Origin of the sequence: Erwinia sp. MMLR14_017 (assembly GCF_033657285.1) — a bacterium.
In the GTDB taxonomy this organism is placed as follows: Bacteria; Pseudomonadota; Gammaproteobacteria; order Enterobacterales; family Enterobacteriaceae; genus Erwinia.
Genome location: NZ_JAWVWP010000010.1, coordinates 1 through 15,261 on the forward strand (window position 1 = coordinate 1; position 15,261 = coordinate 15,261).

Consider the following 15,261-nt stretch of genomic DNA (forward strand, 5'->3'; position numbering starts at 1 on the left):
AGGTATCATCAGACGCACCGGAAAGAATGCGCCCCCCGCAGGTGGTTTTATCCAGGTGATAGAGAAAAAATCCTTTAGCCATAATCCCTCATGAATAAAGTGGTTATAAAATCAGTGCATGATACCTTATTCATGACTTAACCAAAATCTTCAGTTTCTGACTGCCGGTATAACGCTGGATACGGCAGATTGACGAAGGACAGTAACGCGTCGCGTCTGCGGTTTTGCGGATGTTGAGTTTTTAGCTGCCGGTAGTACAAGATTTTATGATGCCGCTCCTGATCGGCCTTTTTTCCCCGATATTTACCCAGCGTATGCGCCCATTCAATTCCCTTTTACTGGCGCTGGCTGCGACTCAGCCAGTTCATATGGGACATTGCGGCCATCAGGTCTATATGGAAAGAGCGGTCGATGCCTTTAAACGTAAAGGGCTGAAGATTAAAGAGCTACTGCTGTCGCATTTGTCGCCGTCAGGCTGGGAGCACATCAATATGACAGGTGATTATATCTGGAAAAACACCGGATACCGGCTTCCAGTGAGTTTCGTCGCCTGAGGCCAGCTAAAGTCGAAAGGGTCAAAAAACAGCTTTAACGTACAATAATTTTCTATATCCAAACTGACCCTTGGTTAAGGCGACCGGTTTTACGATCGCCCCCGGCGTTCAGCCCGGAGGCAAGGAAATTAACTTCTGATGACCCGCAACCAGCTACAGAACAGGAATTACACGCCTGATAACCAAGGGTTTCGTCCTCACCTTGCTAATTAGTCAGGCACGCCTGAAGGTTACGAGCTTAACGCCTCGTTATGCTTGTTATCTTCCACCAGCATCAGCCCTGCCCGCTGTCCCAGCGCCACGTTGGGATTGGGGAACAGCACATATTCGCGCGCCTGCTGAACGTAAAACCTTTTCTCACCATCTTCTGCCAGCAGCGTGCCCTGAGGAAAAGCGGTAAAGTTAAGCGTCTCTTCGCCCATATGCATGCTAAACGCTTCGGTATGGCGCGTAATCTGCTGCGAAACGCGGTAACGCCGCGGCGGTTCTGCTACTTCAGGCAGCGCCTCACCACAGAGCAGGCCAGCCAGCGCCTGCTGTGCCGCACTGAACTGTGTTAAGTCATTGCTGCCAAACGGCAGCGCTTTCCCTAACTCCAGGGTGCAGCTCGCCGCGCTGAAATGCCTTGAACTGTAATTGGTGAAGGTGCCGCCTGCGGCACGGTGGAACACCAGCGCCTCCAGCCCTGCCGCTGCAAGCCAGTGAAGGAAATCTTCCGGCCAGGGCGTTTCGCGCAGCGGCATAACGCCGAAGCGTGAATGGTAGGAGCCACGGATTGCGGTGTGCAAATCCAGGTGCCAGCGGATCTCTTCACTGCTGCCGGCCTGCCAGAAATTTTCCATCGCCTGCTCAAGTCGCCAGGCCCTGCGCGCCTCCGGACAATCTTCATACTGCTGCCAGCGTCCCCCGAACATGCGGTTAATATCACAGCGCAGATAACGCTTGTCAGCACGCATCGCGGCGGGATTACCGAAAATAAGCAGCAGTCTGGGGAGAAGCGGTTTCTCACCTCGAAGTAGCTGAGCAATGAGTTCGTTGAGGATCTCTACCGGCGCGGTCTCATTACCGTGTACGCCAGCGGAAATTACCATCGCCTGGGTTGAGGCGTTAATCGGGGTCATTTCAAGGATCCCTTCATCAAGCCATTGCCAGCTGAGCTGGTCATTCCGGCCTGAAGAGTGTTCAGGTGGCTCTCCGCTGAGGGTCTGTTTCAGAAAGTCCTGCATGCGTTCTCCTTGTTATGGGTTTCTGCTCCTTCATCAAGATAAGGCGCGTCACAAGGTACCATGACGCGCCTCGCTTCATCCGTGATTACTGCTGAAAGTCGTAAACATTGCCTAAGTTTAGCAGCTTCGTCAGTTCGTCCAGTGCCGTGCGTCCCTCCACCAGCAATTGCGGGTCCGCCAGGTCATGCTGCGTCAGACAATCACGATAGTGGCGCGCCACCCAATCATTAAGGGTGGCAAATAGCGTGTCGTTCATCATCACCGCAGGATTCACCGCAGCACGTTGCTGCTCGTTGAGCACCACACGCAACCGCAGACAGGCAGGCCCCCCGCCGTTATTCATGCTTTCGCGCAGGTCAAAGATTTTCAGCTCATCAATCGGGCCGCCGTTTTCTACCAGCTCACACAAATAACGCCAGACGCCCGGATGCTGACGAGCCTCTTCCGGCAGCACCAGCATCATTTTACCGTTTGCCTTGCTCAGTAACTGGCTGTTAAACAGGTAAGTAGCCACCGCATCTGCCACGCTCACCTGGCTCTCCAGCACCACCACGGCGGTAAAGCCCGGCATTTTTTCCTGAAGTTCGGCCAGTAAGTCTGGCTGATGCAGAAAAGCGAGTTGATGACAGAACAGCACCTGCTGATTACTGACGGCAATAACATCATTATGAAAGACGCCCTGGTCTATCACCGCAGGATTCTGCTGGGCAAAAACCGTGCGCTGAGGATCGAGCTGATGCAGGCGGGCAACGGCTTCGCTGGCTTCCCGCGTTTGTCGGGCAGGATAGCGCGCGGGCACCAGCCCCCCGTTGGCCTCCTCCCGCCCGTAGACAAAGAGCTGCACACCCGCCTCGCCGTGAGAGACGCTGAAGCGATTATGGTTTGCTGCGCCCTCGTCGCCAAACATGCCCACCTGGGGCAGCGCATCATGCACGCTGAAATGGTGCGGATCGCGGAAAATAGCACGCAGCAGCGCAGCGGTACCAGGCGCTTCCATCGCCCGGTGAAATTTATTGTTCAGGTTGGCCACGGTAAAATGCACCTTGCCGTCTGCGCTGTCAGCGGAGGGCGAAACGGTGGCCGCATTGGCTACCCACATCGCTGAAGCCGAGCTGGCAGCAGACAGCAGCTGCGGAGCCTGGGCGGCGGCCTTAGCCACCACCTGAGCGTCGCTGCCGCTGAAGCCAAGCAAACGCAGCGCTGCCACGTTGGGCCGCTCGTGGGGCGGGATCACGCCCTGAAGATACCCCATATCCGCCAGCGCTTTCATTTTCATCAGCCCCTGCTGCGCCGCCAGCTTCGGGTTTGATACGCGGTGCTGATGGCGGGTGGAAGCCTCATTACCAAAAGACAACCCGGCGTAGTGGTGCGTCAGACCCGGCAGGCCGTCAAAGTTCGCTTCCCATGCGCTCATCGCTTCTCTCCTGCCGGAGTAAAGTCCAGGCCTGGTGACAACGTCACGGGCAGCGTCAGCTCTGCGCTCTCCAGCGAGGCCATTGGCCAGGCGCAATAGTCAGCCGCATAGAAAGCGCTGGCACGATGGTTACCCGAAGCGCCAATGCCGCCAAAAGGCGCGCTGCTGGCTGCGCCGGTCAGCGGCTTGTTCCAGTTCACAATGCCTGCGCGACACTCAATCAGCAGCTGGTCGAACTGCTCGCGGCTGGGTGAAATCAGCCCGCAGGAAAGTCCATAACGGGTCTGGTTCGCTATCCCGATCGCCTGGTCAAAGTCGTCGTAACGGATCACGGTCAGTAGCGGCCCAAAGACCTCTTCATCAGGGATATTTTTCAGGCCGGTAATATCAATGATACCTGGCGTGAGGATCGCGCTGCTACGATCTGGCCAGCGCATTGGCAGCAACACTTTGCCCCCGGCAGCAATACGCGCCTGCCACTCGGCGTAAATACGCTCTGCGGCCTGCACTGATATCACGCTGCCCATAAACGGCTGCGGTTGGGCGTCCCAGCTGGCAGGCTCGATTTTCCCCGCCACTTCGGTGAGGCGAGCCAGGAAAGCCTCTCCCGCCGCGCCGCGTTTCACCAGCATACGTCGCGCACAGGTACAGCGCTGCCCCGCCGTGATAAAAGCGGACTGAATGGCAAGATTCACTGCCGCATCAATATCGGCAGGATCTTCCACAATCAGCGCATTATTGCCGCCCATCTCCAGCGCCAGCATCTTGTCCGGTCGTCCGGCAAACTGGGCGTGAAGCTGATAACCGGTTGCTGCGCTGCCGGTGAACAGCAGGCCGTCAATCTGCGGCTCGTTGGCGAGCGCCTGACCGGTTTCCCTGCCGCCCTGCACCATATTCAGCACGCCATCCGGCAGGCCGGCACTCTGCCACAGGCGTGCCGTTTTCTCAGCGATGCCCGGCGTCAGTTCACTCGGCTTGAAGACCAGGGTATTGCCTGCCAGCAAAGCGGGTACGATATGACCATTCGGTAAATGACCGGGGAAATTGTATGGCCCAAACACCGCCATCACGCCATGAGGACGGTGGCGAAGGGAACCTTCCGCCTCCACCGTTACGCCGGTGCGGGTGTGATAAGCCTTCACGGAGATGGCGATTTTATTGATCATTGCCTGAATTTCCGTGGCCGCTTCCCAGCGGGGTTTGCCGGTCTCCTTAGCAATGGTCACCGTCAAATCATCTCTGTGTTTATCCAGCAGAGCAGCAAATTTTTCTGCAACAGCCTGACGCTCTGCAAAAGGACGGCGCGCCCAGGCAGAAAAAGCGCTGCGGGCAGCCGTAACGGCAGAAGTAACCTGCGCTGCGCTGGCGGCCTTTCCCTGCCACAGCAGTTCACCGCTCACCGGGTCGGACTTGCTGAAATTATTCCCTGCGCCAGTGAGCCACTGGCCGTCAATAAAATGGGTCATGCTCTCTTCTCCGAAGCTGATAATGTCACTACGCGGAGGGGATCGCCCGCGGCGCAGCGTAATATGTCTGCCTGTGCTTTGCTGATGCTGAGGGTATCGCTGCCGGGGTCAGCATTCAGCAGCATTACGCGGAAATCCTCGTACCGCTCGTTGGCCACCAGACAGAGCGGCAGTGACTCATCGCCCGCTTGCCCGATAACAGCGGTTAAGAGGCGGCTTTTACGGATGGCGCGTACGCGGTCAATATCACACTCCAGCGTGGGGCCACCGTCAAAGATGTCGACATAGTTTTGATAGTGGAAACCTTCCGCTTCCAGCACGGCGCGTGCCGGGGCAGTCTGGGGATGGGTTTGCCCGATAACTTCCTTCGCCTCTGCGGTAAGATAGTCAATATAGAGCGGATGCTTGGGCATCAGCTCGGCGATAAACGCCTTCTGTCCGGTGCCGCACAGGTAGTCTGCCTCGCTGAAAGACATGGAAAAAAAGCGGCTGCCGACGCTTTCCCAGAAAGGGGAATGGCCCACTTCGTCGATAACGCCACGCATTTCTGCCACCACTTTCTGCATAAAACGATCGCGGAATGCGGCCATAAAGAGAAAGCGTGATTTTGAGAGCAGATAGCCGTTTTTTCCGTTACGGTAATCGGGGTCCAGGAACAGCGTACAGAGTTCGCTGCTGCCGGTATGGTCATTGCTGAGCGAGAGCGTGGGCAGCATGTTATAGACATTCAGCTCTTTAGAAGCGTGAACCTGGGTACCCACGCGAAAGTTGTACCAGGGGTCCTGCATGCCCACCGCCACCTCAATGGCGCAAATCCCCACGGCTCTGCCGGTCTCGCTCTCTTCCAGCACAAATACATAGCCCTGTTCGGCGCGGGGCAGCTGGTTCTGCCAGGTAAGAATAGAGCGATCGATACGGGCTGACAGCGTTGCGCTGTCAGCGGGCAAAGAGGTCAGTCCGCCACCGGTTTTGCCGGCGAGCGCCATCAGTTGTGCGAGGTCGTCGCGTTCAACAGGACGGATGACCATCATGATGCTGCACCGGCAATAACCGCGCGGCACGCCGTTTCGAAGCGGCTCAGCCCCTCTTTGACCTCCTGCTCAGAGATGATCAGCGACGGTGCGAAGCGCACCACGCTGGCACCGGCAATCAGCACCATTAACCCCTCTTTCGCTGCCGCCTGATTGATCAGTTTCGCCTGTCCGCTGTAATCCTGGTTCAGCACGCAGCCGATCAGCAGCCCCAGGCCCCTGATCTCGCTGAACAGATGCAGCCGCTGGTTAATTTGATTTAATCCGTCTACAAACCATTGATGACGTAGCGCAACGCCTGCTAACACCTCGGGACGATTAATCAGCTCCATGACCTTACCGCCCACGGCCCCAGCCAGCGGGTTACCGCCATAAGTTGTGCCGTGGGTGCCAACGCCCATTACCGCTGCCAGGGTTTCTGTGGTCAGCATCGCGCCCATCGGGAAGCCGCCGCCCAGCGCTTTAGCGGTGGTCAGGACGTCCGGCGTCACGCCGTAGTGCATGTAGGCATAGAGCGACCCGGTACGGCCTACGCCGCTTTGTACTTCATCAAAGATCAGCAGCGCCTGGTGCTGGTCGCAAAGTTCGCGCAGGCCACGCAGGAAAGCAGGGTCCGCCGGCACTACGCCGCCCTCTCCCTGAATCGGTTCGACAATCACCGCACAGGTCTGGTCATTGATCAATGCGGCGGCAGAGGCGAGATCGTTATAGACCGCATGTTCAATTCCCCCCGGCAGCGGTGCGAAATCTTTGGAGTAGGCGGGCTGACCTCCGGCAGAAACGGTGAACAGCGTACGGCCATGAAAGGCGTTTTTGAACGCCACAATGCCACTTTTCTGCTCGCCCAGCCGATCGTGGGCCACTTTCCTTGCCAGCTTCAGGGCCGCTTCGTTCGCTTCTGCCCCTGAGTTACAGAAAAATACCCGGTCTGCAAAGGTGGCATCAATCAGCTGCTTAGCCAGACGAAGGATCGGTTCATTGGTGTAGCCGTTGCCGGTATGCCACAGCAGCGCAGCCTGCTGCTGCAATACCTGCTGTAAATCGGGATGAGCATGACCTAAGGCGTTTACCGCGATGCCGCCAGCAAAATCGATATAAGATTTTCCCTGCTGATCCCAAAGTGTGGAACCTTCGGCACGTACTGGGATAAAACTTGCAGGTGCGTAGGTAGGAACAATCCATTGATCAAAATTTTCGCGAGATACTGACGGTGTCATAACGGCCTCTGTTTACTGCCCGCTGGCAGGTAACTTAAAAGTTTTAAAAATGTTAATGAAATGATTCATTGCATCTGTAATGTAAATTGCACGCTTCGTGCCAGCCAGCGATAAAAATGCATAAATGCTTTTCACAGACGCAATATCAACAAGTTACGCGGCTTCGCTATGCAGATAAAATGCATATAAAGTGAATAATATTCTGAGCGGGGCGGCTTTGCCGCATAAAAAAGAGAAGAATTATGCAATGGCGAAATAAAATATCGCTTTTGTGATCAAAGGCGGGATCAGGCCTTAAAATGAGGCAGTTAATGCCCTGAAAAGGCGCATCTGCACCATCAGGGAGCCGCTAAGCTTCAGCATGACTCAGGGCTGGAGGAGTAACAGAAGGCTAAAAATGCAGAAACCAGCAGGCAAGATGAGATTCAGACCCGCCAGATACGGGGCTGAAACCTGGCAAAGCCAGGCCATTTCCCGACGCAAGCACACTGAAGACATCGGCAGCGCAGATATCTGTAAGCAGAGGTTAGCGCCAATGACTCCCTGAATTAAGGCGTCATTAAATCGAACGAGTTTGCCTCACCGTTTTGCAGCGTAACGGGTGGCACCAGCTTCAGGGTGATCCAGTTAGAGGTTACACGCTGCTGTTTGCTGTCCTCCAGCGTCACCGACAGACGATACTCATTGCCCGCACCCGGCGTACTGTCCCACGCCGGAATAATAATGCTCCACCCCTGCGGAGAGACATTATTGGCAGGGGGCGTCAGGCTTAGCGCCTGTGTATCACCCTGCCAGCTGATGGCCCGGATTGGATTGGTATTGCGGATTTGCAGCTTAAGCGGCAGCGTTTCACCTGGCTGAACCTGCCACGGCGGCGTCGCCAGGAAAACCGAAAGCGTTTTACGCTGACGGAATTCCATCACCGGCGTGTTATTACGGTTAACCGTATCGTAGCGGCTGCCGCTCAGCGAACGGGCGGCAGCCACATTGTCCGCCGAGAGCTGTTTGCTGAGCGCCACGCCAATCTGATAGTTCATCTTCAGGCCGAACTGATCCTGCGTCTCGCCCGTATCGGCGGTTTTATGGGAAGCTGTCACGGTGAACAACGGCACTGGCGTGTAGCTGACGCCCAGTTCAATAGCTGCAGGATTGCTGCCCAGCGTACCGCTGTTAAAGAGATCAACGTTATTGCCCAGATACTGTTCATAACTTAACGAGACGCCGAGCTGACGATAGAACGGCAGATAGCCCTGGGTGGTAATGTCATATCCCCTGGCCATACGCATGGTGGTCAGATGCGTTTGATCGCGCCAGCCGGAGAGCGGCTGATAGTAATTTGCCGAGAAGCGCAGATAATCTCCCCAGGCTTCAGCACCCAGCGAGCCACGCTGCTGGCTGGACTCCAGCATATCATCAATAAAAGCGTTATAGCCCAGCCGCCAGTTACCCGCCACCCAACGCTGCCCCAACCCCGCATTCCCTACCAGACCATAATCTGTCTGCTGCACGCCCACCTGGCTGAAGGTGAGATAGCGGTAATTGTCCGCCCAGGGCGTCACCAACTGGGCCGAGGTGCCGTCAAAGCTGCCTTCCATGTCCACCATCAGCGACAGGCTGGCCCTGCCGTAAGGAGAGAGCAGGTTTTGCCCTTCGGTTTCGGCGCGTTTTACGGCTTCATCACGAAAATGATTAAACGCCCACTGCCCCGCCTCACTGCCCAGTGACTGATCTTCATCGCTGTTCATGCTGGCTTCACCGATAGTTTTTATCGCCTGGGCCAGGCGTTTTTCCAGCGCGCTGTTGTCACCGGCACCGCTTGCCAGTTCTGGCAGCTGCTGGCTGAAACGAGCGGGATCGTCGAAGGGCGCATCGGCGACACGGGTATCCGTGGTCAGCGCCTGCGCGTAATGTGAGTCAGCACCGCCAGCCATTAACAGCACCAGCGCGCCACTCAGGGAGCGGAGGGGGTAAAATTTTCTCATAACCTCATTAATTGCCGTCTGGCAACACTGTTTTATAAGCGAAAATGTAAGATAGCTCACAAAATGAGTGAAAGGTTAGCTTAACACAGGTGCCCCCCTGACGGCACCGCCGTGGCAGATTGATTTCAGCAAGGTAAAAGGTTAACTCGCTGGCATAACAGCGGTTTATCCACCAGGCTTTCTCCTGATCTGTTTAAAAAAGGAATTGTCCGATGAAAAGAACGTTGCTCTCTGTTTCCCTGCTGGCCTGCGCTACTGCGGTGAGCGCGGCCCCCCTGTTCACCCTCAGCTCACCAGATTTTAACGACAATGATGTGATGGCTAAAACCTTTGCCGGGAACGCTAAAGGTAATGCCAGCTGCACTGGCGAAGGGATTTCCCCCGCGCTGAGCTGGGCTAACCCACCGGAAGGTACCAAAAGTTTTGCACTGACTCTGGTTGATCCGGTTGGCGCGAAAGGGCTGGGAGTAAACCATATGGTGGCTTACAACATTCCTTTTCAGCGCACCAGTTTTGCCCGCGGTGAGCTGAGTGAAGGGAAAGGTTATACCGGCGGGAAAAACAGTCCCGGCACAATGCGCTACTACGGCCCCTGCCCGCCAGCGGGAACCGGTCAGCATCACTACAATTTCACGCTGATCGCCACCGACTTACCGGCAAACGGGCTGGATCAGGGATTAACCCGGGAAGAGTTACTGAGTAAATTAAAAGGCCACACGCTGGGTGCGGCCGGTCTGATTGGACGTTATGGCAACGACTAAACGCCCTTCAGGACATGATTAAGCCGCCATCAACGTTGATGGTTTGTCCGGTGATGTAACGCGCATCATCGGACGCCAGGAAGGCCACCAGCCCCGCCACATCCTGCGGCTGACCTGCCCGCTTCAGCGGAATGTTTTGCACCCATTCAGCCATCAGCTCACCTTTGCCATAGCTTTTTTCAGCCGTGCTGAGGATTTCCCCCCACACCCGGTCGTTGTAATCCCACATTTCGCTTTCAATAATGCCGGGGCAGAAAGCATTCACCGTGATGTTCCAGGGAGCCAGCTCCTGCGACAAGCTTTGCGTAATGCCGATGACCCCCATTTTGCTGGCGGCATAATGAGGCGTATAGATAAAGCCCTGACGCCCCTGCCCGGAAGAGGTGTTGATCAGGCTGCCGGCGTGCTGTTTCACCATATATTTTGCCGCTTCACGGCAGCATAACCAGACGCCCGTGGTGTTGACCGCCAGAATTCTTTCAAAATCAGATTTCGGCATTTTGTCGAAGTAATCGATGGTAATGACGCCAGCATTCTGAATCGATACGTCAATAGTGCCAAAGCGCGCGGCAGCCTCCTGATAGAGATGCTGCACCTGGTCTTCATCGGTAATATCGGCCTGCAAAGCCAGGATTTCACCGCCGTGCGCCGCCTTTAACTGTTCTGCGGTTTCAAAGACGCGCTCTGCGTTAGAGACCATTACCAGGTTAGCACCCTCGCTGGCAAAGCGCTCTGCGATACCCGCGCCAATGCCCCGACAGGCGCCGGTGATCACCACGGTTTTACCCTGAAAATTACGTTTCATTCTGTTCTCCTTAAGGAATAGGTGCAGCAGGCTGCCAGAGCGTACGCTGCACTGCGTCACGCCAGCCCTGCCAGGATTCGGCCAGCTGCTGGTGACGCGCTTCGTCAGGCAGCCACTGTTCGTGTTCAGGCAGCAACGCGCTCAGCTGCCGCTCATCAAGCTGTTCCAGCGCACGCCTTGCCAGTAAGCCTGCCCCCAGTGCTGAAAGCTCTGGCGTGCTGCTGCGGGCAACCGGACAGCCGAGCAGATCGGCCTGAAACTGCATCAGCCACGGATTTTGCGTCGGCCCGCCATCCACCATCAGCGTCTCCAGATGGAAATCGGGATGCTGACGCATGGCGGCAATGACGTCGGCTATCTGATAAGCGATCGCCTCCAGCGAGGCGCGGATCAGATGCGCGGGCGTGACGCCCCGACTCAGGCCACTGATCATCCCTCGCGCCTGATTGTCCCACCAGGGCGCGCCCATCCCGGTCAGTGCCGGGACAAAATAGACGCCCAGCGTGGAGTCGATACTGGCCGGCAGCTCATGCAGCGCCCTGCTCAGCACCTCTCCTTTACCATCCGTCAGCCCGGTGGCCTGTGCCATCCACGCCACGCCGTCGCCGGTATGGGGGATATTGCCCTCCAGGCCATAAACAATACGCTCGCCATCATGCCAGGCTACGGTGGTAGCCAGCTCAGTAATGCTGGTATCTGGCGTGAGCAACGGCGCCATCACGGACGATCCGGTGCCATAAGTGGCTTTCACCCCGCCAGCCATCCCCAGGCCGTGACCATAGAGCGCGGCATGAGAGTCGCCAATCATCGCCAGAATGGGCAGGCCATCGGGAATGCCGCTCAGCCCGCGCGTGGTGCCAAACAGACCGCTGGAAGGAGAGATCTCCGGCAGCGCTATTCGCGGCAGGCCAAACAGTGCCAGCATGCTCTCGTCCCATTGCCCGGTTTGCAGATTGAGCAGTTGCGTACGGGCAGCATTAGAGGTGTCGCAGCGGAACTGCTTGCCGCCGGTGAAATGCCACAGCAGCCAGGCATCAAGGGTGCCAAGACAGATTTCGCCCTTCGCCGCCCGCTCGGCACCCTGAGCCGTATTGTCCAGCAGCCACCGCATTTTCGATGCGGAAAAGAGGGTTGCAACCGGCAAACCGGTAATCGAGCGGATCTTCTCATCCTGATGATCCACTCTCAGCCGATCGCAAAATGCCGCCGAACGTGAGCACTGCCAGGTGATGGCGGGCGCAATGGGTTTCCCCGTCTCGCGCTCCCAGCCCATCGCCGTTTCGCGTTGATTGCTGATAGCGAGCGCCGCAACACGGTTCTCGCCCACCGTCTGGATCACCTCTCTGATCACAGTCAGCGAGGTTTCCAGCAGCGTCATACCATCCTGCTCCACCCAGCCAGCGTGCGGCGTCTCCACCGTCAGCGGACGTGAAGCTTTCGTCACCACCTGCCCGCGCACATCAATAACTACCGCTTTTACATTGCTGGTGCCTTCATCCAGCGCGACGATCAAATCTCTAGCCATGGCTGACCTCAGAGAGCGGCGCGGCCGCCTGCTTTTTTTCATGGCGACGCATCAACACCACTTTGCTCTGCAGACGCTGCTGGAACTGGTCGATAACCACGGCGGTGACGATAACCAGACCTTTGATCACCATCTGCCAGAAGTCGCTGACCCCCATCATAACCATGCCATCGGCAAGGAAAACGATCACGAACGCCCCGATAATGGAACCTGACACGCGCCCGCGTCCGCCTGCCAGCGCGGTTCCGCCAAGCACGGTCGCCCCGATGGCATCCATTTCGAACATGTTGCCGGTCATGGGGTGAGCCGTTTGCAGTTGGGAAGCCACAATCAGCCCCACCAGCGCCGCGCAAAGTCCGGAGAAGGCGTAAACAAAGACCTTCACCTTGACGACAGGCACACCGGCCAGGCGTGCCGCCGACTCATTACCGCCGCTGGCATAGATATAGCGCCCTAACGGCGTTTTACGCGTGATATAGAGACCCAGCAGCAGGAAACCGACCATCAGCCAGATAGGCAGATAGACGCCGAGCACGGTGCCGGAACCCAGAATGGCAAAGCCGGTATTACCCAGCTGCGGCATGCCGACCAGGTTGGCATAGGTGCTGCCATCGTTCCAGAGCAGCGCCGCGCCGCGTGCGACGTACATCATCCCCAGCGTACAGATAAAAGGAGCTACGCCCAGGCGGGTAATGACCGCGCCATTGATCAACCCGACGATGACGCCAAAAACCGCCACCACCAGGATCACTTCCGGCACGTTCAGGAACAGCACTTCGCCGCCCCAAACCGGCACGCCGTTGGTCAGCAGCGCGCCCGCGACCATGCCGCAAATCCCCGCCACGGCCCCGACGGAAAGGTCGATGCCGCCGGTCAGGATCACCAGGGTCATGCCGATGGCGAGTAAGCCAGTAATGGCCACGTGCTGGGTCATGATCAGCAGGTTAGAAGGCGTTAAAAAGTTCGGCACCATCACGCTGAAAAAACCGATTACGATCAGCAGTGCGATAAACGTCCGCGCCTTCAGCAGGTACATATAAAGCAGGTATTTCTGGTTCATAAGGTGTTCCTTAACGCCCGGGGCGCTAGCTAATCGTGTGGGGTGGAAGCCGTGATAAGCCGCTCACGGGTGGCTTCAGCCCGGGGTAAATCAGCGGTGATTTTTCCGTCCGCCATCACCAGGATGCGATCGGCCAGCGCCATCACTTCATCCAGCTCAGAGGAGGAAAACATCACTGCCAGTCCCTGACGGGCCATCGACACTATCAGGTGGTAAACGTCCGTTTTGGCACCAACGTCAATGCCGCGCGTGGGTTCATCCAGCAGTACCACTTCCGGGCCGGTCATCAGCGCTTTGCCCAGCACCACTTTCTGCTGATTGCCGCCGCTGAGCGAGGTGATCGGCAGTTCGGCATCGCTGACTTTGATCGCCAGCCGCTCGATCATCTCGTTGACGCGGATCTCTTCCCGGCGCGGATGCAGCAGATTCAGGGCGCGGCGAAACCCGCGCAGGCTCAGGTCGCTCAGCGTCATATTGGTTTTGATCGACATCAGTTCGACCACCCCTTCCCCCTTGCGATCTTCCGGCACCAGCGCGATGCCTCTCTTCAGCCGGTGCTGAAAGTTGCGTTTGTCCAGGCACTCGCCGTTCAGGGTCACGCTGCCGCTCTGGCACGCCATCAGGCCAATCAGCCCTTTAAACAGCTCGGTGCGCCCGGCGCCCAGCAGGCCATAAATGCCCACTACTTCGCCTTTACGCAGCGAGAAGGTGACGTCGTTCAGCTTGTAGCCGCCGTTTTGCGCCAGCGCCGTCAGGCCGGTGACGTTGAGTACCGTTTCGCCCTGGTCTGCGGCCTGATAATCGAAATGTTTTTTCTTGTCGCCCACCATCTGCTCAATGATCCACGGCACGCTGGCGTCCCGCACTTCGCGCTCGCTGATAAAGCGCCCGTCGCGAAAAATAGTGATGTGATCACCAATTTCCATCAGCTCTTCCAGCCGGTGGGAGATATAGATAATGGTGACGCCACGGCGCTTGAGGGCGGCGATGACGTTAAACAGCACCTTGACTTCAGACTGACTGAGCGCCGAGGTAGGTTCATCCATAATCAGCACGCGGGTATCTTTTGACAGCGCGCGGGCGATCTCCACCAGCTGCTGGTGACCTATCCCCAGCTCACCCAGCGAGGCGTAAGGATCGACATCCAGCTCCAGCCTTTCCAGCAGCGCTTTCGCCAGCTGATACTGATATTTCTCGTTGATCACGCCGCGCTGAAAGAACTCATTGCCGATAAAGATGTTGTCCATCACGTTCATGTTGGGGAACAGGTTCAGCTCCTGGAAAATGATGCTGATCCCATGTTTTTCCGCCTGCTGCGTGGAGTGCAGCGAAACGGGTTGGCCATCCAGCAGGATCTGCCCTGTGGAGGGGACCTCCACGCCAGCCAGCATTTTCATCATGGTCGATTTTCCCGCGCCGTTCTCGCCAATCAGCACGTTGACCTTGTTGCGGTAGACGCGGTAGTCCACCTGGTCCAGCGCGGTCACGCCAGGGTAGATACGTGACACGTTGCGGGTTTCAATAATCACTTCTGACTGCCCGGCAGCGGTGGTCAGAACATCTGCTTCACTGTGCGCCATGATCTGACTCCTGCTGACGAACGACACGGGCTGGGGTAATATCCGGCGGAGTTTGCGGCACATCCCAACTGCTGAACACGCCATCCACTTCCACGCTGTCGCCCACTTTCGGCTGTAGCTTTTTCACCTCATTGGAAGCGAGCGTGTTGATCGCCTTGCCATAGTCGCCAAACATGACCTGGTCATTGAAATCCTGGTAGCTGGCGCCTCTGTAAACATCGCGCAGCGCGGTGCCACGGATGATCGGCCCGATTTGCACCACCACCTGCTGGCCGCTGACATCTTTTACCGTCATTTTGCCGCTGCGCGAGGTGGTATTAACGGCTGAAACGGTGCCGTTCACCTTCACGGTGAAGACACAAGGGTTCTCTTCCTGGCTGCGATAACCAAACTGCTTACAGGCGTCGTCAAAGGTTTTTGCCGCAGCCAGCTCTTTCATCACCTCACCCAGCGGTTTGGCCTCCTTCAGCACCTGCGGCACAATTTTCTGTTGGTAAGTGCTGGTGATGTTCGCCATCTGCGGATTGGGGGGATTTTTCAGGTCGGCTAATTCCTGTTGCGACACAATGCGGCAGCCGCCAAGGACTAACACGCTCATTGCCAGCCAGACTCGCCCTGACATAGGTACTCTCCTTTGCGC

The 15,261-nt window shown here is 57.0% G+C and carries 12 protein-coding genes and 2 pseudogenes; 2 read left to right on the top strand and 12 right to left on the bottom strand.

The window, feature by feature from the left end:
* Nucleotides 1-137 precede the first annotated feature (137 nt).
* A pseudogene (locus SD961_RS15955) lies at nucleotides 138-395 on the bottom strand (resolvase); the annotation flags it as partial.
* Between SD961_RS15955 and SD961_RS15960 the strand changes: the two are divergent.
* Nucleotides 390-592: pseudogene (locus tag SD961_RS15960) on the top strand (Tn3 family transposase); the annotation flags it as partial. The pseudogenes SD961_RS15955 and SD961_RS15960 overlap by 6 nt on opposite strands.
* Nucleotides 593-784: 192 nt before the next feature.
* Here the strand turns inward: SD961_RS15960 and astE are convergent.
* The 6 genes from astE to SD961_RS15990 all read right to left on the bottom strand — a co-directional run bounded on the left by astE (nucleotide 785) and on the right by SD961_RS15990 (nucleotide 8,890).
* Entirely contained in the window at nucleotides 785-1,780 is a 996-nt protein-coding gene (gene astE / locus SD961_RS15965; RefSeq protein ID WP_318791334.1) for a succinylglutamate desuccinylase, read from the bottom strand.
* An 85-nt stretch (nucleotides 1,781-1,865) separates the two neighbouring features.
* Complete coding sequence (gene astB / locus SD961_RS15970) at nucleotides 1,866-3,194, bottom strand: N-succinylarginine dihydrolase (protein WP_318791335.1); 1,329 nt, start codon at nucleotides 3,192-3,194, stop codon at nucleotides 1,866-1,868.
* Nucleotides 3,191-4,660, bottom strand: coding sequence for a succinylglutamate-semialdehyde dehydrogenase (astD, locus tag SD961_RS15975; RefSeq protein WP_318791336.1), 1,470 nt, complete (start codon nucleotides 4,658-4,660; stop codon nucleotides 3,191-3,193). Before astD ends, astB begins: the two co-directional genes overlap by 4 nt.
* Nucleotides 4,657-5,691, bottom strand: coding sequence for an arginine N-succinyltransferase (gene astA, locus SD961_RS15980; protein ID WP_318791337.1), 1,035 nt, complete (start codon nucleotides 5,689-5,691; stop codon nucleotides 4,657-4,659). The genes astD and astA overlap by 4 nt, the downstream gene beginning before the upstream one ends.
* Nucleotides 5,688-6,908, bottom strand: a complete 1,221-nt coding sequence (locus SD961_RS15985; protein WP_318791338.1) for an aspartate aminotransferase family protein — start codon at nucleotides 6,906-6,908, stop codon at nucleotides 5,688-5,690. The genes astA and SD961_RS15985 overlap by 4 nt, the downstream gene beginning before the upstream one ends.
* Before the next feature lie 548 nt (nucleotides 6,909-7,456).
* Nucleotides 7,457-8,890: a YchO/YchP family invasin gene (locus tag SD961_RS15990; RefSeq protein WP_318791339.1), complete on the bottom strand. Its 1,434-nt coding sequence runs from the start codon at nucleotides 8,888-8,890 to the stop codon at nucleotides 7,457-7,459.
* Nucleotides 8,891-9,102: 212 nt separating this feature from the next.
* On the opposite strand from SD961_RS15990, the gene SD961_RS15995 reads away from it, so the two are divergent.
* On the top strand, nucleotides 9,103-9,651 hold the full coding sequence (locus tag SD961_RS15995; protein WP_318791340.1) for a YbhB/YbcL family Raf kinase inhibitor-like protein: 549 nt from the start codon (nucleotides 9,103-9,105) through the stop codon (nucleotides 9,649-9,651).
* A 7-nt stretch (nucleotides 9,652-9,658) separates the two neighbouring features.
* On the opposite strand, the gene SD961_RS16000 is transcribed toward SD961_RS15995, so the two are convergent.
* Genes SD961_RS16000 through SD961_RS16020 form a run of 5 tightly spaced genes read right to left on the bottom strand, consistent with a single transcriptional unit; the run spans nucleotide 9,659 to nucleotide 15,243 of the window.
* Nucleotides 9,659-10,456 carry a glucose 1-dehydrogenase gene (locus tag SD961_RS16000; protein ID WP_318791341.1) on the bottom strand — a complete coding sequence of 266 codons (798 nt, stop codon included), beginning with the start codon at nucleotides 10,454-10,456 and terminating at the stop codon, nucleotides 9,659-9,661.
* A gap of 10 nt (nucleotides 10,457-10,466) precedes the next feature.
* Nucleotides 10,467-11,981 carry an FGGY-family carbohydrate kinase gene (locus tag SD961_RS16005; RefSeq protein ID WP_318791342.1) on the bottom strand — a complete coding sequence of 505 codons (1,515 nt, stop codon included), beginning with the start codon at nucleotides 11,979-11,981 and terminating at the stop codon, nucleotides 10,467-10,469.
* Nucleotides 11,974-13,041: an ABC transporter permease gene (locus SD961_RS16010; protein WP_318791343.1), complete on the bottom strand. Its 1,068-nt coding sequence runs from the start codon at nucleotides 13,039-13,041 to the stop codon at nucleotides 11,974-11,976. Before SD961_RS16010 ends, SD961_RS16005 begins: the two co-directional genes overlap by 8 nt.
* A gap of 29 nt (nucleotides 13,042-13,070) precedes the next feature.
* On the bottom strand, nucleotides 13,071-14,621 hold the full coding sequence (locus SD961_RS16015; RefSeq protein WP_318791344.1) for a sugar ABC transporter ATP-binding protein: 1,551 nt from the start codon (nucleotides 14,619-14,621) through the stop codon (nucleotides 13,071-13,073).
* Nucleotides 14,608-15,243 carry a DUF2291 domain-containing protein gene (locus SD961_RS16020; protein WP_318791345.1) on the bottom strand — a complete coding sequence of 212 codons (636 nt, stop codon included), beginning with the start codon at nucleotides 15,241-15,243 and terminating at the stop codon, nucleotides 14,608-14,610. Before SD961_RS16020 ends, SD961_RS16015 begins: the two co-directional genes overlap by 14 nt.
* Nucleotides 15,244-15,261 lie beyond the last annotated feature (18 nt).